This is a genomic window from Rhodococcus sp. NPDC003383, from assembly GCF_053589115.1.
Genome location: NZ_JBSFRG010000009.1, coordinates 53,592 through 80,418, shown reverse-complemented (window position 1 = coordinate 80,418; position 26,827 = coordinate 53,592). Strand labels below are relative to the sequence as shown.

Here is a 26,827-nt window from a genome sequence, read left to right as displayed (position 1 = left end):
TCAGAGTGCTGCCAGGGTGCGGACCAGTTCGGACTCGTCGACCCGGGTGCTGCGCCCGTCCCGGATCGTCACCTCACCGCCGACGATCACGGTGTCCACGATCCGGCTGGTGCCGGTCGTGAGAATGGCGGCACCCGGATCGCGGACGGGCAGGGTCGCGAAGTCCCGGTCGAACCGGATCAACGTCAGATCCGCCGCGTCCCCGACGTGCACGCCACCGGCACGGGCCGGCAGTCCGAGCGCGGAATTTGCTCCGCCCGTGGCGATGTCGAGCATCTGCTCGAAGCCGAACAGGTCGGCCCTGCGTCGCGCCGCCCGCTGCACGTACGCACCCGTGCGAAGTGATTCGAGCATGTCCTGGGTGTCGTTGCTGGCGGCACCGTCCACACCCAGTCCGACCGCGACACCGTCGGAGATCAGGTCGGGGACCGGGGCGATCCCGCTGCCGAGCCGCATGTTCGACACCGGGTTGTACGATACGGCGACGCCGTGGTCGGCGAGCGTGCGTCGGCCGGCCGCGTCGAGTTCGACGCAGTGCACCGCGATCATCCGGTCCCACAGGAAATCGTGGCAGGCCAGGTACTCCACCGCGCCCATACCCGCGTGCTCCCGGCACATCGTGTCGTCGGTGGTGGTTTCGAGCAGATGTATCGAGACGGTCATGTCGCGGGCGGTCGCGAACTCCCGGATGGCGGCCATGCCCTCGGCGGTGACGGACCGCGGGTTAGGGACCGCGAGCCCGACGGTGACGGCGGATCCGGCCGTGTCCTTCGCGAGCTGGTCGGTGTGGTCGAGCACGTCGTCCAGCGGCTGCATGAGCCGCGGCTCGAAGCCCCACTTGCGGGTGGCGTCGGCTCGGTCGGCGACGCCGCGACCGAGTACCGCGCGAATCCCGCTGTCGCGCAATCCCCGAAGGACTGCGTCGTGCACCTCGGTGGACGGGTGAGGCCACATGTGCTCGACGAGTGTCGTGGTACCACTGCGCAACGCCTCGAGCGACGCGGCGACCGTCGCGGTGTACGCCCGCTCCGGGGTGATCGTCATCGACTCCTCGCCCACCTGCAGCAGCCATTCGAGAAGCGGTATGCCTTCGGCTATGCCGCGCATCAGCGACTGCTGCAGGTGCGTGTGGGTGTTGACGAATCCCGGGATCATGTGGGCGCCGGACCCGTCGATTCGCCCCGCACCGGTCGGGTCGACCTCACCGCGAGCACCGATGGCGCCGACGTGCCCGCCGGAGATCAGCACATCGCGTCCGGGCAGCCACCGACCTCCCGTGAACACCGTCACGTCGGTGATCACGGTGGTGGTCGGTGATGCATTGTCGCTCATCGTTTTTCCTCCGAATTCGAGTAGTTGGCCTCGACGCGCCGGCGCAGGTAGTCCTCGGCGGTGATCGGCGGGTACTTGCCCTGCGGGCTTTCGATGAGCACGTCACGGTTGGCCTGCGCGAAGAACGCCAGACTGTACCGGGCGCCGCGATGCTCGTCGGGTCCCGGCGACCGCACCCGGTGGAAGTTGGACGGCAGCAGATCATCGCTCCAGCGCATGAGCATGTCGCCGATGTTGCAGGTGATCACGTCGTCGGACGGTTCGATCGGCGTCCAGGCCTCGCCGTCCATCTCGCGGCCCGGGCAGACCTGCAGACCGCCCTGCCCGGTGCGCTGGAACAGCAATGTCAGGCAGTCGAAGTCGGTGTGGGCACCGGCGCGCCAGATGTCCGGAGAGGCAAGCGCATCGTCGGGCAGGGCGAAGTAGTGCAGCAACCGCAGCGTGCTCTGGTAGCTCACGGTCTCGGGATCGTGTGCGCGGGTGAAGAAGTCACGTTCGAAACCGAGCCGGTCCGCGAAGCAGGACAGCAGCCGCATCGCCAACTCCCAACAGCGACGCTCGAAGTCGAGTACGGTCTCACGGAATCCCGGCAGGTTCTCCTCACCCGGCCACAGTCCGTCCATGTGCGGCCGGGTGATCTGGAACGACTCCTTCTGGTCGGGGGTGCCGATCGAGGGCCGTACCTGGCTCATCGATTCCCAGCCGGAGTTGAGTCCCTTCTTCAGCGGCGCCGCGCCCTTCACGGACTCCGGCAGGGCGAAGTACTGCTCGGCCGCGGTGAAGGCACCGTGCACCTCGTCGAGGTCGATGCCGTGCCCGACGACCTGGAAGAAGCCGATTTCCGTGGCGGCGGCCCACAGTTCCTCGGTGATCTGTGCACGCCGGTTCTCGAAGTCGGACAGATCGATTCGGCGAACCTCCCGGTCGGTGGTCACGGTGCCGAGCGCGCCCATCCGGGACTCGCGCTGTAGTTCGGTCATGGGGTGGTTCATCAGTGGTCCTATCCGTCGGATCGTGTCGCGGCGGTCACTCGATGCCGATGGAGGCGTCGGTGAACCGGTTGGTGAAGAGCTGTTCGGCGGTCAGGCCGGCAGGCAGGTTCGCGCCGCCCGCGTTGAGCACCGGCACGAGCTCGTCGATGTTGCGCTGCGTGCGCGCGGCGTCGTAGGTGCCGACGGAGCCGTCGGCCTCGTTGGCGATCAGCCCGTCGGCGGCGAGCAGCTCGGCGCCCGCCGCGGCCTCACCGGCGCTGTACGGCGTGTATGCGACGTCCTGGGCGATCACGTCGACGATCGTCGCGTTCGCCGCGTCGGGCGCGGTGATGTAGTCGGCGCTCGCCTGCTGGATGATCGGGACCAGCTTCTCGAGGCAGGGCGACATCGCGTCGAGCTTGTCCGCGCGCACGACGACGTTGGATGCGTAGATGTCGAAGCCGACGTCCTTGGCGAGCTGGTATTCGATGGGCTTGTTCCAGGCCGGCGTGTCCTCCTCGTAGGAGTACGGCTCGGAGTTCGCGAAGCCCTGCTGTGCGATGGTGGGGTCGCCGACGAAACGCGAGGGGGCGCCGTCGTAGGTGGGATCCAGCTGGGATGCCTTCAGCAGGCTCTTCGCGACGAGCCACTGTGGGAAGATCTGTTCCTTCGAGACCACGACCGTCGCGTCGGTCTTCCCGATGTCACCGATCGACTCCCAGTCCGGGTGGCTTGCCGGATCCCACATCAGGATCGCGGGACTGTACTTCAGGAGCGGTGTGACACCCACGACGGGCTGGTTGCCCGCTGCGGCGATCAGCTGGTCGCCGTGCACGATTCCGAGGTCGATCTCCTCGTCCACGTACAGCTGGGAGGTCACGGACTGGAAGCCGATCGCGGGACCGCCGGCCCGGAGGGAGAGGTCGACCCCGGTGTCCTTGCCGCCGGCGACGAGCGGGCCCGTCACCGACCGGTTCTCGGTGTCGACGGTGTAGCCGGGGCCCAGCATCTCGAACAGCGCGCCCATGTCGGACTGCGGCTGCCACTGGAGCTGTACCGTCACCGTGCCGGGGCAGGCGTCGGCCAGATGCTGATCCTGCGCGGCGGACTCGAGGGTGGCCTCGTTCGCTTCCGCGGTGTCACCGTCGGCGCACGCGGTCAAGGTCAGCGAGGCGAGAGCGAGGACCGAGAGGCCGGCCCGCAGGCGATGGGTGCGTGAAGTGGTCACTGTGCTCCTCGGGATCTGCGCGCGTGTCTGCGCCGGAAAGGACGTGAGGGAGAGCCGAAGTGTGAGCCGGGGACAGTCACCGGTTCGACACGGACAACATCCCACGCCTCAGAATTACATGCAATATGTGCGTCGTTGCATCTGGGTTAACAACGCTGAGTGGCGGGAAAGCTCGCTGATTTCCAGTGCTTGCCCGACTTGGTGACCGCTGTGCAATATTTCGTCATCCACGCGTAATACATGTAACTAATGATCTGAGTCGTCAACAAACTCAAGTTCTGCATGTAGAGCGGATTCCTGGAGGGTCGGTATGGCGTTGGTGAACACGATGCGCGACGCGGATGCGCGCACTCTGACCAAGTCGACGCAATTGACGTTCGACAGCGTGGTCAAGCGATTCCCCACGGGGACGACAGCGCTCGACGGAATCGACCTGCAGGTCGGCCGCGGTGACTTCGTCGCGGTGGTGGGTCCGTCGGGTTGCGGCAAGTCGACCCTGCTGCGAATGGCGGCCGGGCTCGATACCCCCACCGAGGGCAATGTCGCCGTCGGAACCGAGTCCGTCGGGTTCATCTTCCAGGAGCCGACCCTGCTTCCCTGGCGTACGGTCCGGCGGAACGTCGAGCTCACAGCCGAGTTGGGGCACATGCGGAAGGCGGAACGACGGGTCAGGGCCGATGCCGCGATCGCCGCCGTCGGCCTCGAAGACTTCGCTGACCAGCTTCCGAGAGCACTCTCCGGCGGAATGAAGATGCGTGCCTCCCTTGCTCGTTCGCTCGCTCTGGCCCCGGAGGTGTTGCTGCTCGACGAACCTTTCGGTGCCCTCGACGAGATGACCCGCCTCGACATGCAGGTCGAACTCCAGAGGCTCTACACGGGGAAGACGTTCACGGCCATGTTCATCACCCATTCGGTGTCCGAGGCGGTGTTCCTCGCCAACCGGGTGGTCGTCATGACTGCCCGCCCCGGTCGGATCGCCGAGATCATCGACGTCGACTTCCCCTACCCCCGCCGTCCCGAACTGCGCTACGACACCCGCTACACCGAATACGTCTCGCGGATCTCCGCCTCGCTGCACGGAGGTGCACAGTGACCGTCCTCGCCAGATCCGAACGAATCGCCCGGCCCACCATTGCCTTTGCGACGCGACGTCCCTCCACGAGATCCGTGCGTCACATGCTCGGGGCCGTCGCGGTTCCGCTCGCGTCCTTCGGCGTCGCGCTCGCCGCCTGGTACGCGGTCACGTACCTGGTGCTCAGCCCCGAGCGACGATTCCTGCTGCCGCCGCCGCATGCGGTGCTGACCAACTCGATCCTCGACTGGACGCACCTGAAGCCGATGCTCGACGCCTTGCTCGTCACGACCCAGGTCGCGGCGTTCGGATTCGTCATCGCCGCCGCGATCGGTGTCGGTGTCGGTGTCCTCATGAGCCGGGCCCTCTGGCTGGAGCGCGCAATCTACCCTTACGCCGTTGTACTCCAGGTGATTCCGATCCTGGCGATCGTGCCGCTGATCGGACTGTGGTTCGGGTACGGCACCTTTGCACGAGTGCTGGTGTGCGTCATCATTGCCGCCTTCCCCATCATCACGAACACGCACTTCGGCCTCCGGTCCGTCGATCGCGGGCAACACGAATTGTTCACGCTCGCCCGGGCATCCGCCTGGGACCGGCTGGTCAAGCTCGAACTGCCCTCGGCCCTTCCGTCGATCCTCACCGGTATCCGCACCGCCGCAGGGCTGGTCGTGGTCGGCGCGATCATCGGCGACATGTTCTTCGCCAAGGGAGACCCCGGCATCGGCACCCTGCTCGACATCTACCGCAGCCGCCTGCAGTCCGAGGATCTCTTCGCCGCCATCGTCCTCGCCTCTCTGCTCGGTGTGGCCGTGTTCACGCTCTTCGGAGCACTGTCCAAGGTTCTGATCGGGAGCTGGCACTCCTCCGCCGATACGACAAAGAAATAGGGGGACAACCGTTGCACGACAACAAATCCTGGAACGATGAAGGGCGCTGTCGCGCCCGTCGGTCTCCGTGAAAGCCGGCGAGTCCATGCGACGCGCACCCGAGGACACCCGGTCGCGACCGAGGAGTACGCCACATCCGCGTTACCGTGGGGCGTGGCAAGAAGCAGCGGAGAAACACAGATGACGACAACGGAACGCGAGCTGCTCGCGGAATCGGTTCACGCCACGCTCCGAGAACAGATATTCGCAGGGGAGCTGCCACCCGGCACCGCGTTGTCCGTGCCCGCGCTGGCCGCGAAACTCAACGTGAGCAGGACCCCGGTCCGCGAGGCCGTGCAGCAACTCATCAACGACGGACTCGCGGTGTACACCAGGAACGCCGGAGCCAAGGTCGAAACGGTCGACGACGAAACGATCCGGGAGGTGTTCGCGGTGCGCGAGGTGCTCGACGGGCTCGCCGGCTACCAGGCGACGTTGCGGGCCACCCACCGGCAGGTCGCCGATCTCATGGCGATGGTCGACTCACAGCGGGCACTGCTCGACCAGCCCGCGGACCGACGACGGGACTCGCGGCTCGATCTCGACTTCCACACGGCGATCCGCGACATCGCCGCGAACAAGCCGCTGCGCGAGGCCTTGTTCCGCCTCGACGCGCAGGCCCACCTGTACCGCTCGGACATGTGGGCGTCCGAGACCAACCGGCAGCTCGCCGTCGAAGAGCACGAACGTATCGTCGCGGCCATCCGGGCCGGCGATGCCGAGGGTGCCCGCGCCGCCAGCTGCGCTCACGTCGCAGGACTGGCGGTGCGGATTCGGCGTCGGTAGAGACCCCTCGTTCCTGAAGTGGGCGGGTCGGGTGGTCGCCACGGGGGCCCCAGGCCCCGGAATGCGGTAGTTCCCGCGGTCGAATCGGAGCATCCTGGAGGAAGTGAATCGACAGTGCCGCCCGGCCGGCCTTCGGTGCCCCGGGCGCGGACGGGAGCCACCATGCCGGAGAACGTTGCGCGCAAGCTCATCGGAACGCATCTCGTGTCGGGGAGTATGGACCCCGGCGAGGAGATCGCGATCCGGATCGATCAAACCCTCACCCAGGACGCCACCGGGACCCTGGTGATGCAGGAACTCGAGGCGCTGAACCTCGATCGGGCGCGGACGGAGGTCAGCGTCCAGTACGTCGACCACAACCTGCTGCAGGCGGACGAGAAGAACGCCGAAGACCACGAGTACCTGCGTACCGCCTGCCTGCGGTACGGACTGTGGTTCTCCAAGCCGGGCAACGGCGTCTCGCACCCGACGCACATGCAGCGATTCGGGATTCCGGGAAAGACACTGGCCGGATCCGACTCGCACACCCCCGCGGCCGGGTCGCTCGGGATGCTCGCCATCGGAGTCGGCGGCCTCGAGGTTGCGCTGGCCATCGCCGGTGAGCCGCTGAACCTCCGGATGCCCGAGATCTGGGGCGTCGAGCTGACCGGTGCGCTACCGCCGTGGTGCTCGGCGAAGGACGTGATTCTCGAGATGCTGCGCAGGCACGGCGTCAAGGGCGGCGCCGGGCGGATCGTCGAGTACTACGGGCCGGGCCTCGACACGCTCACGGCGATGGACCGCCACGTGATCGCGAACATGGGCGCCGAACTGGGTGCAACCACCACCGTGTTCCCCGCCGACGACGCGGTGCACGAGTTCCTGCGGTCGGAGGGGCGGGAGGACGACTTCGTCGAGGTTGCCGCCGACCCGGGTGCGGGATACGACCTGGTCGAGCACATCGACCTGTCCGCCGTCGAACCGCTGATCGCGAAGCCGTCGTCGCCGGGCAATGTCGTGCCCGTGCGGGAGGTCGCCGGAGAACCGGTCGCGCAGGTGGTCATCGGGTCCTCGGCAAACCCCGGACTGCGCGACTTCGCGATCGCGGCCGCGATGGTCGCCGGGCGGCAGACCCTTCCGGAGGTCAGCTTCGACATCAACCCGTCCTCGCGGGAGATCTACTCCGACCTCACCCGCATGGGCGCCACGCTCGACCTGATCACTGCCGGAGCTCGCATCCACCAGTCCGGATGCATGGGCTGCATCGGCATGGGGCAGGCCCCGGCGACCGGGCGAAACTCGTTGCGCACCATGCCGAGGAATTTCCCCGGCCGGTCCGGAACCCGGGAGGATTCGGTGTGGTTGTGTTCGCCGGAGACCGCGGCCGCGTCCGCACTCACCGGTCGCATCACCGATCCCCGCGACTGGGCCGCGGAGGTAGGCACGGACTACCCGAAATTGAACCTGCCCGCCGAGGCCTCGGTGAACACCGCGATGCTCGTCCCGCCGCCCCCGGAAGAAGACGCACGCGGGATCGAACCGGTGAAGGGGCCGAACATCTCGTCGCTGCCCGATTTCCCGCCGCTGCCGGACCGGATCGAGTCACCTGTTCTGCTGAAGGTCGCGGACAACATCTCCACCGACGAGATCTCGCCGGCGGGAGCCCGGGCACTGCCGTTCCGGTCCAACATCCCCAAGCTCTCGCAATTCACGTTCACTCAGGTCGACGAAACCTACCCCGAGCGGGCCGCGGAAACCAAGGACACCACCGGACACATCGTCGTCGGGGGAGAGAACTACGGTCAGGGATCGTCGCGTGAGCACGCGGCCATCACGCCGCGGTATCTCGGTCTCCGCGCCGTGCTCGCGAAGTCGTTCGCGCGGATCCACTGGCAGAACCTCGCGAACTTCGGTGTCCTCGCCCTCGAATTCGCGAACCCGGACGACTACGACGTCATCGAGCAGGGCGACGTGCTCGTCCTCGACGGGCTTCGTGACGCGCTCGTGGCAGGACCCGAGCTTTCGGTGCACAACTCGACCCGCAACACCGATATTCCGGTGCGGCACAGGCTGTCGCCCCGGCAACTCGAGGATGTGCTGGCCGGCGGGATCATTCCGAAACTCGCGCTACGGCAGGAAGGTCGGTGACGGCTCTGTCGAAGGTACCGGCACGCGGTAGTTCTCGCGGTCGAACCTGCGGGTGCGCCACCGGTAGCGCCACGCGTAATCGGGCCACAACGAACGGTTGATGCCACCGCGGTCGAGGTACCAGCTGTCGCAGCCGGACGTCCACGCGGTTCCCGCCGACCGCTCGGCCATCTCGGCGCCGAACCGGGCCGGCGCCTGCTCGTCTACCTCGAGGGCCTCGACTTCTTCGCGATCGGCTACGTCCATCGCGGCTGCGGCATAACGGAACTGGGATTCGAGCATAGTGAGAACCGACGTGTGTGCCAGGCCGGTGTTGGGGCCACCCAGAACGAACATGTTCGGGAACCCCGAGACGGTGACACCCAGGTGCGCTTGCGCGCCCTCGCGCGCCCAGCGTTCGAGAAGGACGATTCCGCCCCGACCGGACACCGGCACCGATGCGAGCGCGCCCGAGACGTGAAATCCCGTGGCATACACCAGGGCGTCGGCAGGGTGTTCGCGACCGTCCGCGGTGACGACGGAGTTCCCGGCGAGCCGTGCGATCGGTGACGGCACCAGCTCGACGTTGTCCCGACTCAGGGCGGGATAGTAGTCGTCGGAGAACAGGATTCGCTTGCATCCGATTCGGTGGCGCGGGGTCAGTGCCTCACGCAGCGCCGGATCGGTGACCTGATCGTGCAGGTGCCTCAGCGCGCGAGCCTCGAGCCGGTCCGGCGAACCCGTGAAGGAGCCCAATCGCGCTTCCGCGCGCCAGTATTCGAATGCCCGCCGAGCCGGACGGGGGAGCGGCAGCCGGGGTGCGGTGCGCGGCAGAATCCACGGTGCGGTGCGCTGCACGACGGTGACGTGAGCCGCGATCTCGGCGAGCCGGGGAACGATCTGTACCGCGCTGGCGCCGGTTCCGACGACGGCGACGCGTCGGCCGGTGAGGTCGAGGGAGTGGTCCCAGCGTGCGGTGTGGACGGCGGGGCCGTCGAACGTCCCGTCCAAGCGGGGTGTCCGCGGAACGTTGAGCGCGCCCACCGCGAGGACGAGGAAACGTGCCTCGTAGGTGGTTCCGCGGTCCGTGGTGACGTGCCAGCGCTGCGTGTGCTCGTCCCAGCGGCAGCCGGTGGCGCCGACCCCGCACGTGATGCACTCGCGCAGGCCGGGTTCGTCGGCGAGTTCGTGCAGGTGCGCGAGGATCTCCGGTTGGCCGGCGCGTCCCCGGGCCCACGTCGCCTGCGGGGCGAACGAGTACGAGTACAGCGCGGGCGGGATGTCGCATTCGCATCCCGGGTAGGTGTTGTCGCGCCACGTTCCGCCGAGGGAATCCGCGCGTTCGAGAACCCGCACGTCGCGGCCGCGGCGGTGCAGGTGCACGGCGGCACCGAGGCCGGCGAATCCGGCGCCGATGATGAGCACTTCTGTGGACGACGACACCTGAACAGTGTTCAAGTTGTGGTTTGAACAGTCAAATCGGGGAATCTATAGCTCTCTAGTGTCTCTCCGAGAAAGCTGAATATTCGGCTGATCAGACGAGGTCTTCCTCGTCACCGGGCGCGCGCTTCCGGAGACCGCGGTAGGCCTCGGTGGGGGTGTGACGTCCCGCGACCACCGCTTCGACCTCGGCGGCGATCGGCATCTCGACGCCGTACTCGCGGGCCAGTTCCATCACCGTCGGCGCGGTCTTGACACCCTCGGCGACCTGCCCCAACTCGGCGACCGCCTCCTCGACGGACAGCCCACGTGCGATCGCCTCGCCCACTCGGCGGTTGCGGGACGCCGGGCTCATGCACGTGGCGATCAGATCGCCCATGCCGGTCAGGCCCGAAAAGGTCCGCGGTTGCGCGCCCATCGCCACACCGAGCCGGATCATCTCGGCGAGTCCCCGCGAGAGCACCATTGCGCGGGTGTTGTCGCCGACCCCGAGACCTTCGGCCATGCCGGCCGCGATCGCAATGATGTTCTTCAGGACCCCGCCCAACTCGCAGCCGAGCACGTCCGTGTTGCGATAGACGCGGAACACTTTCGCCGCGAACAGCGGTTGCAGCGCGCTCGCGATCGACTCGTCCTGCATCGCCACCACCGCCGCGGCAGCCAGGCCGTCGGCGATCTCGCTGGCGATGTTGGGGCCGGCGAGCAACCCGACCGGGTGCCCCGGCATGCACTGCGCGACCACCTCGGTCGGACGCAGCCGGGTGCCCGGCTCGAGACCTTTCGCGAGCGAGACGATCGGCACCCACGCGCGCACCTCGTCGGCGATCTGCTCGAGCGTTTCCCGCACGGCGTGGGAGGGCACACCCACGACCAGCACGTCCGCCTCGTGCGCGGCCTCGACCAGGTCGTCGGTGGCGCGCAGTTCCGCGGGAAGCTCGCGGTCGCCGAGGTAGCGGCTGTTCCGGTGCTCCTCGTTGATCTCCGCCGCGGTGTCGGATTTCCGCGACCACAGCAGCGTCGGTGTGTTCTGGGCCGCGAGCCCCGCGACCGTGGTCCCCCACGATCCGGAACCGAGAACGACGACGCGAACCGGACGTGCCATCTGCGATCACTCCTGTCTGGTTTCTGCCGGTGAGTCCTACAGATCTCCAGCGTGTCAGGAGGCGGGGACCAGCGGGTACGTTTCGGTCGGTCAGGAGCCGAGGAGCTCCGAGACCGTCACGAACCGGAAGCCCTTCGCCTGCAAACCGGCGACGATCCCCGGAATCGAGTCGAGCGACGACTGCCGTGCCGGATACATCGCATGCAGCAGGATGATCGACCCCGGGCGGGTCTGCGCGAGTGCTGTGTCGACCATCGTGGCCGCGTCGGCGGCGACGGAGTCCGGTTCCACGTCCCACATCACCGTGGTCCGGTCGTGTGCGTCGAGATACCGGGGGAGGACGACGAGCTTCTTGCTGTAGGGCGGGCGGAACGTGATGTCGCCGTCGAACCCGGCGGCGCGGATCTGCGCGTCCGTGCTCTCGATCTCCTCGCGCACGGTGTCGCCGCCGACGAGGATCATCCGCCGGTGCGTTTTCGTGTGGTTGCCGAGTTCGTGCCCGGCTTCGACGATCGCGCGTCCCATCTCGGGGTGTGCGGCCAGCTCGGTGCCGGTGACGTAGAAGGTCGCCGGCACACCTGCTTCGGCGAGGACACGCAGAACTTCGGGAGTGCGGTCGGACGGTCCATCGTCGAGGGTCAACGCGACGAGCTTGTCGTCGGTCTCGACCCGGTGCACGAGATCGCCGAAAAGCTGGTAGGTGCGCGAGTTCGAGAGCGTGTAGAGCCCGAGCACGGTGGCGATCACGAGCAGCACCGCGACGGCGACGGTGATCACGATGCGGAGGCGTCTCGTCATCGGTCCAGGCTGCCCCATCCGGAAATTCGATTGCGCTGCGGTGCCACCGGGTTCACCATCGGAATCTGTCGGAGCGGGACATGGGCCCCGCGCGCCACCATGAATCAGGAGTCACCGTGCACCCCGATGTCCTACCCGGAATCGAACCTCTGGCCGAGTACGGCTGGACTCGGCGGATTGCAGAATGCTTCGCGGACAGCGATATTCAGGGGACGCCGGGACGAATCGTGCGGGCCGGTCGCGGCCACAGCGAAGCCGTGACCTCCGCGGGCCCGCTGCGGGTGCGGTCGTCGGGTCATCGGGTCTGTACCGGCGACTGGGTGATCGTGCGCGAACCTGCCACCGACGGTGACACGGTCGGCACGGTCTGCGCCGTGCTGCCGCGTACCGGTGCGATCCGTCGCGCCGACGCGTCGGGGCGATCGGAGGAGCAGGTCCTCGCCGCAAACGTGGACACCGTCGTGGTGACGGCCGCGGCGGACACGCTCGATCTCGGCCGCGTGGAACGCCTGCTTGCCCTGGCCTGGGACAGTGGAGCTCAGCCGGTCGTCGCGCTCACGAAGGTCGACGTCACGACGGAACCGGTGTTCGAGCAGGTCGTGGCGCTCGCGCCCGGCGCGAACGTGGTCGAGGTGTGTGCGCCGGAAGGGGCTGGGCTGAGCGAACTGCGCGACCGGATCCAGGGCACCGTCGTGTTCCTCGGGGCATCCGGTGCCGGGAAGTCGACGCTGGTCAACGCGTTGTGCGGCCGCGACATCCAGGCAACAGCGCCGGTGCGGCACGGCGACGGCAAGGGCCGGCACACCACCACCGATCGGGAGATGTTTCCGCTGGGAGACGGCATCACCCTCATCGATACACCGGGCCTGCGCGGGGTCGGAATGTGGGACGCCGATGCCGGTATCGCCGCGGTGTTCCCCGAGATCGACGATCTCGCGCAGCACTGCCGCTTCACGGACTGTGCGCACGAGACCGAGCCTGGATGTGCGGTCCGCGCTGCCGTCGAACAAGGCGACCTCGACGCGCGACGGGTGGAGAGTCACCGAAAGCTGCGCCGCGAGAACGAGTGGGTAGCGGCGCGTGCCGATGCGCGGTTGCGGCACGAGCGGAACCGGGAGGCCAAGGTGATCAGCCGAGCGATCCGGGCGTACTACCGCGACCGCTGAAGCGCGACGGCCTGAGCCTGCTACACCGAGACCCTCGGCTCGATTGGAGCCGAGGGCCTTTCGGGCTGGACGGGAGCCCCGAAGGACTGTCCTGGTCAGTACGCCATCGCGAAGCTGGACCCGTAGCGGCTGTGGTCCTCATCCCGGGCGACCAGGGTGTACTGCGGCGGGGCCCCGGTGCTGCCGGAGAACAGGGGGTAGTACACGTTGTAGATCGCGACGTAGGTATATGTCGCATCGTCATTGGAGATCGAGGCCCAGACGTACGAATCGGATTCGATGCTGACCTCGATTGCTCCGCAGAAGGCGTTCCCGTCTGCGTTGTTCAGGGTGACGTACTTGTTCACCTTGCCGTACCGGTCGTAGTAGTCGATCTCGTTGTTGTACTGCCTGTCACTGCAGAACACGTACTTGACCGCGCTCCCGGAGATGGTCGCAGCCTGCGCCGCCGGTGCGGTGAGTACCGCCGCACCCGTGGTGAGTGTGGCAGTGGCAGCGAAGGTCGCCATCAGCTTCTTCAATGTCGGAATCTCCTTGTGACAGTTACTTGCGGATCGTGCACATCCACCCTTCCTGGTCATGCGAGTACGAACCGCCCGTCGGAGACGAGCGGTTCGAAGCAGGAATCAGGAGGTGGTGATGACGGCGGTGATCAACCGATCAGAACGGCAGGCACTCCGGTCGGGACCGGAGTCGGTCCGGATCCGGGGAGTGATCCGATCCCGGCACACATCGCGTCGTCATACGGCGAGAATACTTTGCTTTGTTAACGGACTGTGCAGCGACACGTCCGCATCCTTGTTTCTCATATTTTGGGATTGCATTCCCATTTATTGGGCAATGCGCTTAGGCTCGAACCATGGGCAACGAAGAGGTCGTCTACACACACGGTCATGACGAGTCGGTGCTGCGCGGTCATCGCTGGCGCACGGCCGAGAACTCCGCCGTATACCTGCTGCCGCACCTGCGGCCCGACATGACTCTCCTCGACGTCGGATGCGGTCCCGGGACGATCACCGCGGACTTCGCCGGGGTGGTCGCCGAGGTCACCGCGGTCGAAATGAACGACGAGGCCCTCGATCTCGCCCGGAACGAGTTCACCCGGCGCGGGATCACCAATGCAGAGACGGTCGTCTCCGACATCCACGCACTCGACTTTCCCGACGACTCGTTCGACGTCGTCCACGCTCACCAGGTTCTGCAGCACGTCGGCGACCCGGTGCAGGCGCTGCGCGAGATGGCTCGGGTCTGCAAGCCGGGTGGCATCGTCGCAGCCCGTGACGCCGACTACGGCACCTTCACCTGGTACCCCGAGAATCCCGAACTCGACCGATGGCTGTCGCTCTACCACGACATCGCTCGCGCGAACGGTGGCGAACCCGACGCGGGGCGACGCCTCCGTGCCTGGGCGCACGCGGCCGGCCTGGACGACGTGGTCTGCACCGCGAGCGCATGGTGCTTCTCGTCCGACGAGGACCGCGAGTGGTGGGGCGGGTCGTGGGCCGACCGGGTTCTGAAGTCGAACTACGCCGATCGGGCGATCGAACTGGGGTTCGCAACCGGCGACGACCTCGCCCACATCTCGGACGGCTGGCGTACCTGGACTGCCGACAAAGACGGTTGGTTCGCACTGCTCCACAGCGAGATCCTCTGCCGCATAAACTAAGTCCAGTCGCTGCGCTCGAGCAGCCACGACACCGCAACGCCCGCGACCAGGCCCCAGAATGCGGCGCCGATGTTCCAGAACGCGACGTTCGACGCGGTGACCACGAACGCAACCAGCGCGCCCATCGTGTGGGTGCGACCGAACCCGGCGACGAACGCGCCCTGCAGTGCCCGCAGCATCGCCAGCCCACCGAGCGTGGCGACGAATGCGACGGGCGCCGCGGTCATCCACCGCACGAACAGCGGTGCGAACGAGCCGAACACGATCGCCAGTACGCCGCACGTCACGGCGGCCGTGTACTGGCGGCTGCGTTCGCCGGAGGACACCAGCAACGCGTTGGTCGGTCCGGTCAGGCACGTGGACACGGCGCCGACCGCCGCTGCCGCGAAGGACCACACCCCGCACGCGACCGTCGCCACGTTGATCGGCGGGTGATGTCCGGCGCTGCGCAGCACCGCGACACCCTGCCCGTTCTGCACGACCAGCACCGTGATGGCGAGCGGAACAACGAGTTCCAGGATCGCCGTCCACGTGAACACCGGCGCGGTGAACACGGGTGACGCGAACACCCCGGCATCGTCGCCGACCGGATCGAACCGGCCGGACACCGCGACCGCGACCACTCCCGTGAGCAGCGCCCCCAGGATCGGCGGAATCCACTTGCCGAGAGGCGGAACTGCGCTGAGCGCCAGGAACACCAGGACCATCGGCACCGCGATCGCGACGTCGGCGTCGAGTGCCCGCACGAGATCCACCCCGAACTTCAGGAACACCCCGGCCACCATGGCCATCACGATCGGCATGGGCAGCGCCGACATCACGCGCCGCACGAGACCCGAAAGTCCCAGCAGCAGAATCAGTGCGGATGTGACGACGTACGCGCCGATCACTTCGGGCCAGCTCAGGTGCGTGAGCGATTCGCCGACCACCACCGTGCCGGGGATGGTCCAGAAGAACCCGAGCGGCTGACGGTACGCGAGGCTCATCGCGATGGTGAGGATTCCGTTGAGTACGAACACCCCGAAGATCCACGACGCGAGCTGCGGTGCGCTCAGTCCTCCGGCGGCACCGGCGGCGAGTATCACCGCGACCGGTCCGGTGCACGAGAAGATCAGCCCGACAAGGCCGTTGGCTGCATATCCGGGCCCGAGGTCGCGACCGAGCCGACGCAGAGTGGTGCGTGGTCGCGCGGGACGTTCGAACAGGACGGTATCGGCGCCGGTCCGGGCGTCTTCGTCGACTGCGGTCATTCTGAAACAACTACTCCTGTTCTCGGAACCGGGCCGCGAGTTCGCTCCGGGAGCGGATACCGAACTTCGCGTACACCCGGGTCAAGTGATACTGCACGGTCTTGACGGACAGGAACAGTTCGCCGGCCACTTCCTTGTTCGTGTGGCCGGCTGCGACGAGTGCCGCCACCGCCTGTTCCTGCGGGGTGAGGGCGACGGCGTCGACCGAACGGTCCGCGGTCTCCTCACCGGCCTTCAGGCCGCCCGCCTTGAGTTCACGATCGCAACGTTGGACGTAACTGGTCGCGCCGAGCGTCGAATACAGTTCCCGGGCCGAGCGCATCACCGCGTCGGCCTCGCGGCGCCGACCCGCCCGGCGCATCGTCTGCCCGTAGGCGTAGCTCACCCGGGCACGGTCGTACGGCAACGGCAGCGGCGCCAGTTGCGCGAGAGCAGACTCGAAAGTGTCACGTGCCGCGTCGATGTCGCCGCGCGAGCCCTGGATTCGACCGCGCACGTATCCGACGCGCGCCATCGCGGACCGGTGTCCGCGTGCGGCCGCGCGTTCCTCGAAGGGGCGGAGGAATACGTCGGCCTCGTCCACCCGTCCGGTCATGACGAGTGCGTTGGCGTACAGGTCCGGCCACGGCCAGAAGCCCGGTTCGTCGAGTCCCTGCCGGTGCTGCACGGCGGCAAGCGGTTCGAGATGCCGCAGCACGTCGCCGTATTCCGCTGCGATCTCGGAGACCTGCGCTGCCGAGATCGCCGACGGCGCCAGCATCATCGCGTAGTCGTGGGTGCCCGCGCGGCCTCGCAGCAGGTGTTCGCGCGCCCTGGCGCGGTCCCCGCGCAGCGCATGGATCTGAGCGCCGGTCCAGTGCACAAGGGGGCGAAGGAGATCCAGTCCGGTGCGGTCGAGCTGGGCGGCCGCACGATCGACCGTGCGGATCGCATCGTCCCACTCGCCGAGCGAGAACTGGGTGCGGGCCAGCCATGCCTGCGCCCACAGCGAGATGCGTAGCGAGCCTCCCCGGAACGCGGTCGGTTCCGCCGATTCGAGTTCCGCCCGCGCCCGGCCGGGGTCGTCGAGCGCCAGCGCCAGCCAGCCTTCGGCCATGCGGAAACGTTGGCTCTGGGCGCCCGATCCGACGTGGTCGGAGAGGGTCGCGTACGACGCCACTCCCTCGTCGACACGACCGGTCAGGGCGAGACCGAGACCGCGGACGGCCGCGGATTCGACGGCGGCCGGCGTGGCCCGGGGTACCAGTGCGGCGGCACGGTCGGCCCACTCGACGAGTTCGTCACCGCGCAGCCCGGCCAGCGAGTGCAGCACCATGCGCTGGCAGATCAACGCAGCGAGCTGTGGATCCGCGTCGGTGTCGTCGATCGATGTCCAGGCGCGGGTGAGCAGTTCGTGTGCTTCGGCGGCGCGCCCGCGTTGGATGGCCAGGTACCCGAGCACGGCGTCACGCATGGGACCACCAGGGGCGCTTTCGATCTCGGGGACGAACGTCAGCGCCTGCGGGAGGTCGGCGGCACCGGTGAGTGCGTCGACTCCGCGGATCAGGCGTTCGGTCCGCAACTCCCGGTCCGGGGTGATCCGGCTCGAGATGATGAGGGCCTCGGCCGCATCCGACCACGCTCCGTCCGACGCGCGCGCCTGCGCGTACCGATCGAGGCGGTCGGCGAGGCCGGCATCGGACCGGTGAGTGGCGGACACCAGATGGAGCAGGGAGGCGCCCTCGTCGTCGACGATCTCCGCTGCCCGGGCGTGCAGTTCCTGCCGTCGCGCCGGGCCGAGCCCGTCGACCACGGCTGCTCGGGTCATCGGGTCCGGAAACGACAGCGTGACGACACCGCGTTGTTCCCGCATCGTGAGCAACCCGGCCGTGTGGGCGTCGTCGAGGGCGGTCGTCGGGTCGTCCAGTTCGGCGAGTGACGCGGCATGCGCGAGGGAGCTGTCGGTACCGAGGATCGCCGCCGATTCGACGAGCAGGCGAGTTTCTTCCGAACAGCCGGCGAGCCTCCGGCGCACCGTCGCGGCATGTTGCTTCGGCGCCGGGAACCGGTCCTGCCAGTGCTGCCACTGTGATCGGGGCATCTCGTCGATGACCTGCAGGGTCGGAAGGGGACTTCCGAGGGTGTGTTCGTACAGGCGTCGCGCCGTCCACGCGGACAGGTCGACGCCGGCACGTGTTAGGGCCAGCTGGGAGATGTCCGAGGGGGAGAGCGGCCCGACGTGCACCGTGACGGTGCGGTGCATGTCGAGGATGTGGGCGACCTCGCCGTCGACGGTCTCGGGCAGAACGTCGGGGATCAGCCACATCATGAAGAGCGGGTGACCGTGGGCGCGGCGGATCAAGGACGACAGCGCCTGCAGCGACGCGGGATCGGACCGATGCGCGTCGTCGACGACGATCACCGTGGGGCCCGTCAGGCCGGCGAGGATCTCGTGAGCGACGTCGACGGGCTCCGTCGCCGTCACCGGCGCCTGCAGCAGCTGTTCGGCGACGGACCACTCCCGGTGCGACTCCCACTCTGCGCAGGTCGCACCGAGAACCGTCCAGCCGGACAGCGATTCGGCGAAAGTTCTTACCAGGGTGGTCTTTCCGATACCGGGCGGACCCTCGACGAGGGCGAGCCCGGGGGTACCGGTTCGCGCCTCGTCGAGGATCCGTTCGAGCTCTGCGAGCTCGCGGGTACGTCCGACCAGCATGGAAGATCCCGTCACACATCCACGGTAGCCGCGACCGCAGGCTCCGGTTCGGTGTTCGGCGCGGTCGGACGGGCCGGCACGAAGAAGGTGACGACCGCACCGGCGAGTGCGATTCCGGCGAAGATGTAGAAGTTGACGTTGTTGCTCAGACCTGCACCGATGAGCACGCCGCCGATGATCGGTCCGACGATCCCGCCGAGGCGGCCGAACCCGGCGCACCACGCGACGCCCGCGGCTCGGGCCCGGGTCTCGTAGTAGTTGGACACGAAGCCGTAGATGAGCACCTGGGTGCCGATCGTGCCGACACCGGCGATCGCGACCGCGGCGAGGAGCACCGGCAGCGGGAACCCGAAGGTGAGCAGCACCAGGGCGAGGGCGGCGAGACCGAAGGTGGTGACGACGACGGGTTGGGGTCCGCGACCGTCGGCGACTCGGGAGGCGAGCAGGCCGCCGAGGATCGCGCCGCCGTTGAGGACGAGCAGGAACGCGAGCGAGCCCTTCGCGTTGTACCCGGCGTCCGCCATGATCTTCGGAAGCCAGGTGTTCAGCCCGTAGGTGAGCAGCAGTCCGGAGAAGCTCATCAGTCCGAGAAGTGTTGTTCCCCAAGCATACCGACGGGTGGCGAGCGCAGCGAAACCGGCCTTCTCGACGGTCGGCGCCGAGGGTGCGGGCACCGGGATGTCGAACTTGTACGAGACCGCGGCGGCGTCGTCGGTGCGACCGCGCGAGATCAGCCACTGCGGCGACTCGGGGAGTTTCGCCAAGGCGAGGGGCAGCAGGATCACCAGCGGCAGCGCGCCGATCAGGAACAGGCCACGCCAGCCGATCGCGTCGCGCAGCACGATCGCCAGCAGGGACGCGAGGACACCGCCGGCGGGGACGCCGCTGTACACGATCGCGTTGTAGAGATTGCGCTTGCCTGCCGGTGCGAACTCGGCGACGACGGCACCGGCGGTGGCCACGAGCCCTCCGACGCCGATGCCGGTGAAGAACCGCAGCGCGCCGAACATCGCGAGGTTCGTCGACAGTGCCGCGGCGGCCATGCCGACGGAGAACCAGACGATGTGCAGGAGCATCATCTTCCGCCGCCCGACGCGGTCACCGAAGGCGCCGGTGACCAGCGCGCCGACCATGACGCCGACCAGTGCGTACGAGCCGAGCGCACCGCCCTGCTCGGCGGAGATGTGCCCGAGCTGGCCCGGGTCGGCCATCAGTGTGGGCAGGATGGTGCCGTAGACGACCAGGTCGTAGCCGTCGAAGACGATCGCGAGCGTCGCCAGCGCGACGATCCAGAGGACGGAACGGCGGTGCCGCGCACTCGCCCATTCTGTGGGCTGGGTCATGATCACTCCAGTTGGTGAGGGCTGTCACAAAACAATCGGGAGAGAAAAACGGGCCTCACCGTCGGGGCCGGAAATGGCCCTGTCGGTGAGGCCCGGGGGCGGCGGGCTAGCCCAGATCGCCGCCGGCGACGGGCAGAACCGTGCCGGTGATGTACGAGGCTTCCTCTGATGCCATGAACGTGATGGCGGCGGCCTGCTCGTCGAGCGTGCCGTACCGCTTGAGCAGCGACGAGTCGACGGTCTGGTCGACGATCTGCTGGTACCAGGTCTTCTCCTGGTCGGTCTGCGCTGCCGGTCCGCGCGCGACCCGGCGGGCCGGGGCGTCGGTGCCGCCCGGTGCGGTCGCGACCACCCGGATCCCGTACTGCGCGACCTCCAGTGCCAGTGCCGCGGTGATCGCGTTGACCCCGCCCTTGGCGGCCGCGTACGGGACGCGATTGACGCCGCGGGTCGCGACCGACGAGACGTTGACGATCGTGCCGGAGTTCTGCGCGATCAGGTGCGGCAGGACCGCCCGACACGTCCACAGTGTGGGGAACAACGAGCGCTGCACCTCGGCCTGGATCTGCTCGGGCGTGTAGTGCTCGTACGGCTTGGCCCAGATGGTTCCGCCGACGTTGTTGATCAGCACGTCGATGCGCCCGTTCTGCTGTCGCGCCTCGTCGATCGCGGCCTGTGCGCCCTCGAACGTTTCGAGGTCGGCGGTCACGGAATGCGCGCGGGCGCCGTTCTCCCGCAGTTCCTTCGCGACGTCGTGGACGAGGTCGGCGCGGTCGATCAGGACGACGTCGCCGCCCTCGGCCGCGATCCGCCTCGCGACCGCGCATCCGATGCCCTGTGCGGCACCGGTCACGACGACCGCGCGGTCGTCGAACCGGCCGGGAAAGACGCGGGGGCTCATGCGATTTCCGCCTTCTTGCGGTCCTCGATGGCGCGACGCATGGTCTCCTTCGCGTGCTGGGCGTGGGAGACGATGAGATCGCGTGCCGCGGCACGGTTTCCGCGTTCGAACGCCTCGACGATCTTCAGATGGTCGTGGGGGACCTGCTCGTCCACCCACTGCGCGGTGCGCAGCACGCGGCGCATCAGCTGGGTGACCTCGAGCCGGTTGTACGCCTCGAGCAGCACCGGGTTGCCGCAGCAGCGGAACAGGAATTCGTGGAACGCCGCGTTGGTGTCGGTGAACGCGGCGGCGTCCGTGAACCGGTCGCGTTCGATCGACGCGGTCGATGCCTCGGCCAGGAAGCGGAACTCGGCGAGCTGGGCGTCGGTGAGCCGGCCGATCGTCAGTTCGAGCGCGCCGAGTTCGAGTGCCATGCGGGCGTCGAACTGGGCATCGGACTCCGCGACGGGCGGGTGCTCCTCGCCGATCTCGTAGTTGTCCGCCACGGTGGGGTTCGCGGCTCCGAGCGAGACGGGCAGACCGGTTTCGGCGGAAGCCTTCTCGGCCGCGGCACGCTCGGCGTCGGTGGGCTCGGTGACCTGCACGGCACCTTGGTCGGAACCGGCCGCGGAATTGTTGAACTTCTCGAAGTAGAAGTTGGCGGGGGTGACGCCCTCGTTCCCGAAGTGGGTGCGCACCGCCTCGACCATCGGCGGTGGGCCGCACAGGTACACGTCGACGTCGCCGTCGTTGAGATGCTTCGGCTCGAACAGCGAGGTGACGTACCCCTTGTTCGGTGCTGCCGAGTCGGGATCCGCGACGCAGTAGTCGAAGCTGAAGTTCGGCAGCGACTTCGTGTACCCCTCGAGGGTGTCGAGTTCGACGATGTCGCGGTCGAAGGTGCCACCGTAGATCAGGTGCACGGGCAGGTCGCTGCCCTGTTCCTGCATCGTGGCCAGGATCGCGAGGATCGGGGCCAGACCGGTGCCGCCGGCGAGCAGCAGCGCGGGGCGCTTGCGTTCGCGCAGGAAGAAGCTGCCGAGCGGGCCGGTGAACTCGAGGGTGTCGCCTACCTGCGCGCGATCGCGCAGGTATTCCGACATCAGTCCACCCTCGGTGATCTTGACCAGGAACGACAGGTGCTCGTCGTTCGGGCCGGTGCTGAACGAGTACGAGCGGCTCCGGTCGGTGCCGGGCACCGTGATGTTCACGTACTGGCCGGGCAGGAACACCAGATCGTCGCGGTTCGGGATCTCGACGCTGAAACCGATCGTGCTGTCCGAGAACCGGCGGATGTCGGTGATCGTCGCCGAGTAGGTCGTGGCGGCGGTCTTCGCGACGTCGGAGGTCGTCGCGATCTGCAGCACCAGGTCGGATTCCGGTGTCATCTGGCAGGGCAGGCAGTAGCCCTGCTCGGCCTCGTCGTCGGTCAGCGCTTCCTCGATGTAGTCGCCGCCGTCGTAGCTACCGGACTCGCACAGCGCCTTGCAGGTGCCGCACGCGCCGTCCCGGCAGTCGAGGGGAATGTTGATGCGCGCCTTGTACGACGCGTCCGCGACCGTCTCGTTCGGGCCGCACTTGACGAAGCGGGTGACCCCGTCCTCGAAGCTCAGTGCCACTTGAAAGCTCATGGCATGTGCCTTCTTTCGTGAATCGGGGTGATCAGACGACGTAGACGTCCACGATGTGGTGGATGTAGTCGTTCTTCAGGACGATCTTCTTCTTCCGGATCACCGGCTCGGGTCCGGACACGTCGAGGGTGACGAAGTTCGTGCCGAAGTACGTGTCGGTCGTGTTGTAGCGGTAGTACAGCGAGAACCAGTTGTGGCGCAGGTCGATCTCGGTGCCGCGGCGCTCGAGGATCTCGACGTTGGTGATGTTGTGGCCCGTGCGGGGCTCGGGCAGCGACGTCGCCGACGAGCGGTCGGTGCGGATGCGGAACACCCGGTCCTCGAGCCCGCCGCGGTTCGGGTAGTACACGAGCGAGATCTCGCGCTGCGGGTCCTCGGTGAGTTCACCGTTGTCGTCCCACGCGGGCATCCAGTACTCGGCCTGCGGGTGGTAGCACTCGAGCCACTTCTCGAACTCGCGGTCGTCGAGCAACCGTGCTTCCTTGTAGAGGAACTGCTCGATCGCGGTCTGCGTCAATTCTGTTGCAATGGTCATTGTTTCGTTTCCCTCAGCGCTCGTTCGCGGCGGTGGACCGGGCTTCGGCCTCGGCGGCCTTGCGCATCGTCTCGAGCCAGTACCTGTGCTGGATCGGGTAGAGGCCCTCGTCCTCGGTCTTCACGCCGCTCGACAGCACGTTGGTCATGCCCAGGTCCTTCGCGACCTGATCCGGGCCGTTGAGCACGTGCGTGGCGCCGCGGCTCATGTCGTTCCACGGTGCTGCGGTCGCGAGGTAGGTCTTCTGGCAGGACCGGAACTCCTCGAGATCGTCCGGGGTCGCCATGCCCGTCGCGTTGAAGAAGTCCTCGTACTGGCGGATCCGGTTGGCGCGGGACTCGGCGGACTCACCCTTGGGGGCGATGCAGTAGATCGTCACCTCGGTCTTGTCCACCGCGATCGGCCGGAAGTGGCGGATCTGCGACGAGAACTGGTCCATCAGATACACGTTCGGGTACAGGCACAGGTTGCGTGACGCGCCGACCATGAATTCGGCCTTCTTCTCCCCGAACTCGGCGGCGAGCTCGTCCTTGCGCGGGTAGAGGGGGCGGTCCTGCGGGTTGCCCCACCACATCCACAGCAGCAGGTGGCCGTTCTCGAACGAGTGGTAGCCGCCGCCCTGCTTACCCCACGTGCCGGCGTCCATCGCCCGGGTCTCGTTGGCCGATTCCCCGGCCGTGCGACGGGCGGTGGTGGCCGCGTAGTTCCAGTGCGTCGCGGACACGTGGTAGCCGTCGGCGCCGTTCTCCGCCTGCAGTTTCCAGTTGCCGTCGTAGGTGTAGGTGGACGCGCCGCGCAGCACCTCGAGTCCCTCGGGGGACTGGTCCACGACCATGTCGATGATCTTGGTGGTGTCGCCGAGGTGGTCCTCGAGGGAGTCGACGTCGGGGTTGAGGCTGCCGAACAGGAATCCGCGGTAGTTGCCGAAGCGGGCGACACGGGTCAGGTCGTGGCTGCCGTCGGTGTTGAACTGTTCCGGGTAGCCGGCGTCGCGGGGATCCTTGACCTTGAGCAGCTTGCCGTTGTTGCGGAACGTCCAGCCGTGGAACGGGCACGTGAACGTGGTCCGGTTGTCGGTCTTGCGCCGGCACAGCATCGCGCCGCGGTGGCTGCACGCATTGATGAGGCAGTGCAGTTCGCCGTCCTTGTCGCGGGTGATGACGACGGGCTGGCGGCCGATGTAGGTGGTGAAGTAGTCCCCGGCGTTGGGCACCTGACTCTCGTGCGCGAGGTACACCCAGTTGCCCTCGAAGATGTGCTTCATCTCCATCTCGAAGATCTCTTCGTCGGTGAAGATGTCGCGCCGCACCTGGTAGCGGCCGTTCGCAGCGTCCTCGACGAGGGCGTCGTCGAGGTGGGAACGCACGTGGTCGATGGTGTCGGTCATGGGGAACTCCAATGTGGCGTCGTACCGGGGGAATGGCGATGCGGGGATCGGTCCGGGGGTTCCGGCTCGGATCCTCGGTGGGCTGGATCTGCGCCGTGATGCCTCTACGATGCCACCCTGTGTCTCCGGTCACACCGGGGAAATGCCTAGGGGTGCCTAGGACCCCCGGCGGTGATGCCGAAAGGCCCTGGACACGGCCACGCCGGCGGGTGTCTGCGCACACAAAGACAGCCGCACACGTTCAGGACGTGTGCGGCTGTCTTGCGGGGAGGTGGGTGCGGTGCTATCCGACCCACATGGGCGGGACGGGACGGTCGAAGGACAGTTCGGGATAGTCGTCGTCGGCGATCGGGGTGTGCAGGCGTCGCTCGACGTAGTCGTGGCCGTGCGTCCGCATGTGACCGATGCACCGGACCGTGTATCCGACGCTGTCGGTGCGGGTCGTGTGGACCGGACGGAACAGGTTGGGGAATCCGTACGCGGTGAGGTCGGATGCCTCGAATGCGTTGCCGTCGCGGCCTTTCAGTGGCACGTGCCCGTCGCCGTCGACGACGAACTTGGCGTGGGCGACGACCTCGCGGTCGCACCGGATGTCCCACCGGTTGTCGATCTCGTCGTACGAAGCCGATGTGGCGGTGTCGATTTCGAGGACCGAGAGGTGGAGCTCGTTGCGCAGGCGGATCGCTGCGCGAAGGGAGGCGAAGGAGCGCCCGACGACGGCTACATCGAATTCCGGGATGCAGGGGGGTCGGGAATCCGGCTGTGCCAGGAACATCGGGCGCTCCTTCGCGAGGTGGTGGTTCGATACCGCGCGCGGGCAGGTAGGGGCACTGCTGCCCGCGCGCGGCAGTCTGGGTTACTTCTTGTAGAAGGCGCTGACGTCGGCGTTTCCGATGAGGTCCGGAACCGTCCAGCCGTCGAGGTCGTACTCGCTCATGAACTGCTCGGCGAAGCCCTTCATGGAGGCGACGTCACCGCGTCCCTCGGCGGCGAACAGCAGCTCGGCCTTGACGTTCTCGTGGTTGCCGGCGTAGTTCCGCTCGTACAGTTCGTGGCGGCCACCGAACTCGGATCCGATCGAATCCCACAGTGCCTTCATGACCTTGACCCGGTCGACGGCCGTGATGCCGTCCGAGCCGCGGACGTACTTGTCCAGGTAGGGCCGGACGTCCGGGTTCTGGAAGTCGGCGGCCGAGGACGGCAGGTAGATCAGGCCGGACGCGACGTCCTGCTCGATGATCTCCTTGATCCGCGGGTAGCCCTGCATCGCGAACATCCGGTAGGTCAGACCGTATTCGAGCTTCGGGGTGACGGTGTCACCGATCCACGGCTCGGGGTTGTTGACCATCGCATCGCTCAGCGACCAGAACAGGTTTCGCCAGCCGATGACCTCACCGACGCGGGTCTGCACGCCGCGGAATCCGCCGGCGCCGGTGGCGTCGAGGGCCTTCATGAGCAGACCGGCGATGAAGTCGAGCTTGACCGCGAGGCGGGTGCAGCCCTGCAGGGTGAAGCGCTGGAGGAAGCCGGACCCGCCGAGGAAGTTGTTGATCTTCTCGACGTCCCCGTACATGAAGACGTTCTCCCAGGGCACGAGCACCTTGTCGAAGATGAAGATGGCGTCGTTCTCGTCCATGCGCGAGGAGAGCGGGTAGTCGAACGGCGAGCCGACGACGTTGGCGTTCTGCGAGTACGACGCACGGGAGATGAGCTTGATGCCGGGGGCGTCCATCGGCACCGTGCAGATCAGCGCGAATTCCTTCTTCTTGATCGGCAGGCCGTAGTGGGCGATGAAGTTGTAGTTCGTGATCGCCGAGCCGGTCGCGACGACCTTGGCGCCCGAGACGATGAGACCGGCGTCGGTCTCCTTCTCGACCTTCATGAACACGTCGCCGACCTCGTCCGGCGGCAGCGACCGGTCCACCGGCGGGTTGATGATCGCGTGGTTCCAGTACAGGACCTTCTCCTGCGATTCCCGGTACCAGCGCTTCGCGTTGTCCTGGAACGGTGAATAGAACTCGTCGTTGGCGCCGAGGGTGCCGAGGAATGAGGCCTTGTAGTCGGGGCTGCGGCCCATCCAGCCGTAGGTCAGGCGGGCCCAGGTGGCGATGGCGTCGCGGTCGGCGCGCAGGTCGTCCGCGGACTTGGGGGTACGGAAGAACGGCATGGTGACGCCGCCGTTGCCGGTGTCGGTGGGGGTGGTGAGCTTGTCCACGTGCTCGCCGGTGTGCAGCGCGTCGTACAGGCGGGCCGTCATGCGGATCGAATTGCGGAAGGCCGGATGCTCGGTGTAGTTCTTCACCCGCTCTCCGTGCAGGTAGATCTCGCGACCGTCCTTGATCGACTCGATGTACTCGTCCCCCGTCATCGGGCGGCTCGTGAAGTTCTGCTGCTGGTTGGCCGCGCAGTCGGCGGCGACGTTGACCTTGGATCGGTCGACCGTCTCGGTGGGGCGGGGCTCGGTCGTGGTCATGTCATTTCTCCTGGTGACGGGGAAGGTGATGAAG

22 protein-coding genes are annotated in these 26,827 nt (G+C 67.4%); 6 read left to right on the top strand and 16 right to left on the bottom strand.

Annotated features, from left to right (window positions below; translation table 11 throughout):
- The 3 genes from ACWDTS_RS10680 to ACWDTS_RS10670 are packed head-to-tail and all read right to left on the bottom strand — an operon-like array spanning position 1 to position 3,531.
- On the bottom strand, positions 1-1,332 hold the full coding sequence (locus tag ACWDTS_RS10680; RefSeq protein ID WP_450118142.1) for an amidohydrolase family protein: 1,332 nt from the start codon (positions 1,330-1,332) through the stop codon (positions 1-3).
- On the bottom strand, positions 1,329-2,324 hold the full coding sequence (locus tag ACWDTS_RS10675) for an isopenicillin N synthase family dioxygenase (protein ID WP_450118141.1): 996 nt from the start codon (positions 2,322-2,324) through the stop codon (positions 1,329-1,331). The genes ACWDTS_RS10680 and ACWDTS_RS10675 overlap by 4 nt, the downstream gene beginning before the upstream one ends.
- A 34-nt stretch (positions 2,325-2,358) precedes the next feature.
- The gene (locus ACWDTS_RS10670) at positions 2,359-3,531 is read right to left on the bottom strand and encodes a nitrate ABC transporter substrate-binding protein (protein WP_450118140.1); all 1,173 of its coding nucleotides are present in this window, start codon (positions 3,529-3,531) and stop codon (positions 2,359-2,361) included.
- Positions 3,532-3,841: 310 nt separating this feature from the next.
- On the opposite strand from ACWDTS_RS10670, the gene ACWDTS_RS10665 reads away from it, so the two are divergent.
- The 4 genes from ACWDTS_RS10665 to ACWDTS_RS10650 all read left to right on the top strand — a co-directional run bounded on the left by ACWDTS_RS10665 (position 3,842) and on the right by ACWDTS_RS10650 (position 8,445).
- A complete protein-coding gene (locus ACWDTS_RS10665; protein WP_450108779.1) occupies positions 3,842-4,624 on the top strand; it encodes an ABC transporter ATP-binding protein in 783 nt (260 codons plus the stop codon).
- An 83-nt stretch (positions 4,625-4,707) separates the two neighbouring features.
- On the top strand, positions 4,708-5,493 hold the full coding sequence (locus tag ACWDTS_RS10660) for an ABC transporter permease (protein ID WP_450108780.1): 786 nt from the start codon (positions 4,708-4,710) through the stop codon (positions 5,491-5,493).
- Positions 5,494-5,673: 180 nt separating this feature from the next.
- Positions 5,674-6,318: a GntR family transcriptional regulator gene (locus ACWDTS_RS10655; RefSeq protein WP_450108781.1), complete on the top strand. Its 645-nt coding sequence runs from the start codon at positions 5,674-5,676 to the stop codon at positions 6,316-6,318.
- A gap of 162 nt (positions 6,319-6,480) precedes the next feature.
- A complete protein-coding gene (locus tag ACWDTS_RS10650) occupies positions 6,481-8,445 on the top strand; it encodes an aconitate hydratase (protein ID WP_450118139.1) in 1,965 nt (654 codons plus the stop codon).
- On the opposite strand, the gene ACWDTS_RS10645 is transcribed toward ACWDTS_RS10650, so the two are convergent.
- The 3 genes from ACWDTS_RS10645 to ACWDTS_RS10635 all read right to left on the bottom strand — a co-directional run bounded on the left by ACWDTS_RS10645 (position 8,425) and on the right by ACWDTS_RS10635 (position 11,764).
- Positions 8,425-9,867 (bottom strand): flavin-containing monooxygenase, encoded by a 1,443-nt coding sequence (locus tag ACWDTS_RS10645; protein WP_450118138.1) that lies wholly within the window; start codon positions 9,865-9,867, stop codon positions 8,425-8,427. The genes ACWDTS_RS10650 and ACWDTS_RS10645 overlap by 21 nt on opposite strands.
- Positions 9,868-9,958: 91 nt before the next feature.
- Positions 9,959-10,966: an NAD(P)H-dependent glycerol-3-phosphate dehydrogenase gene (locus ACWDTS_RS10640; RefSeq protein ID WP_197251131.1), complete on the bottom strand. Its 1,008-nt coding sequence runs from the start codon at positions 10,964-10,966 to the stop codon at positions 9,959-9,961.
- A gap of 90 nt (positions 10,967-11,056) precedes the next feature.
- A complete protein-coding gene (locus ACWDTS_RS10635) occupies positions 11,057-11,764 on the bottom strand; it encodes a polysaccharide deacetylase family protein (RefSeq protein ID WP_197251132.1) in 708 nt (235 codons plus the stop codon).
- Positions 11,765-12,021: 257 nt separating this feature from the next.
- Between ACWDTS_RS10635 and rsgA the strand changes: the two genes are divergently transcribed.
- Positions 12,022-12,930, top strand: a complete 909-nt coding sequence (rsgA, locus tag ACWDTS_RS10630) for a ribosome small subunit-dependent GTPase A (protein WP_450108786.1) — start codon at positions 12,022-12,024, stop codon at positions 12,928-12,930.
- A gap of 95 nt (positions 12,931-13,025) precedes the next feature.
- On the opposite strand, the gene ACWDTS_RS10625 is transcribed toward rsgA, so the two are convergent.
- The gene (locus ACWDTS_RS10625; RefSeq protein WP_450118137.1) at positions 13,026-13,451 is read right to left on the bottom strand and encodes a hypothetical protein; all 426 of its coding nucleotides are present in this window, start codon (positions 13,449-13,451) and stop codon (positions 13,026-13,028) included.
- A gap of 338 nt (positions 13,452-13,789) precedes the next feature.
- Here ACWDTS_RS10625 and ACWDTS_RS10620 point away from each other — a divergent pair, with 338 nt between their 5' ends.
- The gene (locus ACWDTS_RS10620; RefSeq protein ID WP_450108787.1) at positions 13,790-14,596 is read left to right on the top strand and encodes a class I SAM-dependent methyltransferase; all 807 of its coding nucleotides are present in this window, start codon (positions 13,790-13,792) and stop codon (positions 14,594-14,596) included.
- Here the strand turns inward: ACWDTS_RS10620 and ACWDTS_RS10615 are convergent.
- From ACWDTS_RS10615 to ACWDTS_RS10575, 9 genes are all read right to left on the bottom strand, one after another.
- Positions 14,593-15,846 (bottom strand): benzoate/H(+) symporter BenE family transporter, encoded by a 1,254-nt coding sequence (locus ACWDTS_RS10615; protein ID WP_450118136.1) that lies wholly within the window; start codon positions 15,844-15,846, stop codon positions 14,593-14,595. The genes ACWDTS_RS10620 and ACWDTS_RS10615 overlap by 4 nt on opposite strands.
- Positions 15,847-15,856: 10 nt before the next feature.
- Positions 15,857-18,541 carry an AAA family ATPase gene (locus tag ACWDTS_RS10610; RefSeq protein ID WP_450118194.1) on the bottom strand — a complete coding sequence of 895 codons (2,685 nt, stop codon included), beginning with the start codon at positions 18,539-18,541 and terminating at the stop codon, positions 15,857-15,859.
- 11 nt (positions 18,542-18,552) lie between these two features.
- The gene (locus ACWDTS_RS10605; protein ID WP_450108789.1) at positions 18,553-19,884 is read right to left on the bottom strand and encodes an MFS transporter; all 1,332 of its coding nucleotides are present in this window, start codon (positions 19,882-19,884) and stop codon (positions 18,553-18,555) included.
- Positions 19,885-19,990: 106 nt separating this feature from the next.
- Positions 19,991-20,785, bottom strand: a complete 795-nt coding sequence (locus ACWDTS_RS10600; RefSeq protein WP_450108790.1) for a 1,6-dihydroxycyclohexa-2,4-diene-1-carboxylate dehydrogenase — start codon at positions 20,783-20,785, stop codon at positions 19,991-19,993.
- A complete protein-coding gene (gene benC / locus ACWDTS_RS10595) occupies positions 20,782-22,398 on the bottom strand; it encodes a benzoate 1,2-dioxygenase electron transfer component BenC (RefSeq protein ID WP_450108791.1) in 1,617 nt (538 codons plus the stop codon). The genes ACWDTS_RS10600 and benC overlap by 4 nt, the downstream gene beginning before the upstream one ends.
- A 31-nt stretch (positions 22,399-22,429) precedes the next feature.
- Complete coding sequence (gene benB / locus ACWDTS_RS10590; RefSeq protein WP_450108792.1) at positions 22,430-22,933, bottom strand: benzoate 1,2-dioxygenase small subunit; 504 nt, start codon at positions 22,931-22,933, stop codon at positions 22,430-22,432.
- A gap of 13 nt (positions 22,934-22,946) precedes the next feature.
- Positions 22,947-24,320 carry a benzoate 1,2-dioxygenase large subunit gene (gene benA / locus ACWDTS_RS10585; protein WP_248674222.1) on the bottom strand — a complete coding sequence of 458 codons (1,374 nt, stop codon included), beginning with the start codon at positions 24,318-24,320 and terminating at the stop codon, positions 22,947-22,949.
- A 283-nt stretch (positions 24,321-24,603) separates the two neighbouring features.
- Complete coding sequence (locus ACWDTS_RS10580) at positions 24,604-25,095, bottom strand: hypothetical protein (protein WP_248674221.1); 492 nt, start codon at positions 25,093-25,095, stop codon at positions 24,604-24,606.
- A gap of 81 nt (positions 25,096-25,176) precedes the next feature.
- A complete protein-coding gene (locus ACWDTS_RS10575; RefSeq protein ID WP_248674220.1) occupies positions 25,177-26,793 on the bottom strand; it encodes a 4-hydroxyphenylacetate 3-hydroxylase family protein in 1,617 nt (538 codons plus the stop codon).
- Positions 26,794-26,827: the final 34 nt, after the last annotated feature.

What these genes read in the sequence shown, in the direction of transcription:
- ACWDTS_RS10680 (WP_450118142.1), bottom strand. Translation starts at nt 1,332, where the DNA reads ATGAGCGACAATGCATCACCGACCACCACCGTGATCACCGACGTGACG.
- ACWDTS_RS10675 (WP_450118141.1), bottom strand. Translation starts at nt 2,324, where the DNA reads ATGAACCACCCCATGACCGAACTACAGCGCGAGTCCCGGATGGGCGCG.
- ACWDTS_RS10665 (WP_450108779.1), top strand. Translation starts at nt 3,842, where the DNA reads ATGGCGTTGGTGAACACGATGCGCGACGCGGATGCGCGCACTCTGACC.
- ACWDTS_RS10660 (WP_450108780.1), top strand. Translation starts at nt 4,708, where the DNA reads ATGCTCGGGGCCGTCGCGGTTCCGCTCGCGTCCTTCGGCGTCGCGCTC.
- ACWDTS_RS10655 (WP_450108781.1), top strand. Translation starts at nt 5,674, where the DNA reads ATGACGACAACGGAACGCGAGCTGCTCGCGGAATCGGTTCACGCCACG.
- ACWDTS_RS10650 (WP_450118139.1), top strand. Translation starts at nt 6,481, where the DNA reads ATGCCGGAGAACGTTGCGCGCAAGCTCATCGGAACGCATCTCGTGTCG.
- ACWDTS_RS10640 (WP_197251131.1), bottom strand. Translation starts at nt 10,966, where the DNA reads ATGGCACGTCCGGTTCGCGTCGTCGTTCTCGGTTCCGGATCGTGGGGG.
- ACWDTS_RS10635 (WP_197251132.1), bottom strand. Translation starts at nt 11,764, where the DNA reads ATGACGAGACGCCTCCGCATCGTGATCACCGTCGCCGTCGCGGTGCTG.
- ACWDTS_RS10620 (WP_450108787.1), top strand. Translation starts at nt 13,790, where the DNA reads ATGGGCAACGAAGAGGTCGTCTACACACACGGTCATGACGAGTCGGTG.
- ACWDTS_RS10615 (WP_450118136.1), bottom strand. Translation starts at nt 15,846, where the DNA reads ATGACCGCAGTCGACGAAGACGCCCGGACCGGCGCCGATACCGTCCTG.
- ACWDTS_RS10610 (WP_450118194.1), bottom strand. Translation starts at nt 18,541, where the DNA reads ATGCTGGTCGGACGTACCCGCGAGCTCGCAGAGCTCGAACGGATCCTC.
- ACWDTS_RS10605 (WP_450108789.1), bottom strand. Translation starts at nt 19,884, where the DNA reads ATGACCCAGCCCACAGAATGGGCGAGTGCGCGGCACCGCCGTTCCGTC.
- ACWDTS_RS10600 (WP_450108790.1), bottom strand. Translation starts at nt 20,785, where the DNA reads ATGAGCCCCCGCGTCTTTCCCGGCCGGTTCGACGACCGCGCGGTCGTC.
- benC (WP_450108791.1), bottom strand. Translation starts at nt 22,398, where the DNA reads ATGAGCTTTCAAGTGGCACTGAGCTTCGAGGACGGGGTCACCCGCTTC.
- benB (WP_450108792.1), bottom strand. Translation starts at nt 22,933, where the DNA reads ATGACCATTGCAACAGAATTGACGCAGACCGCGATCGAGCAGTTCCTC.
- benA (WP_248674222.1), bottom strand. Translation starts at nt 24,320, where the DNA reads ATGACCGACACCATCGACCACGTGCGTTCCCACCTCGACGACGCCCTC.
- ACWDTS_RS10580 (WP_248674221.1), bottom strand. Translation starts at nt 25,095, where the DNA reads ATGTTCCTGGCACAGCCGGATTCCCGACCCCCCTGCATCCCGGAATTC.
- ACWDTS_RS10575 (WP_248674220.1), bottom strand. Translation starts at nt 26,793, where the DNA reads ATGACCACGACCGAGCCCCGCCCCACCGAGACGGTCGACCGATCCAAG.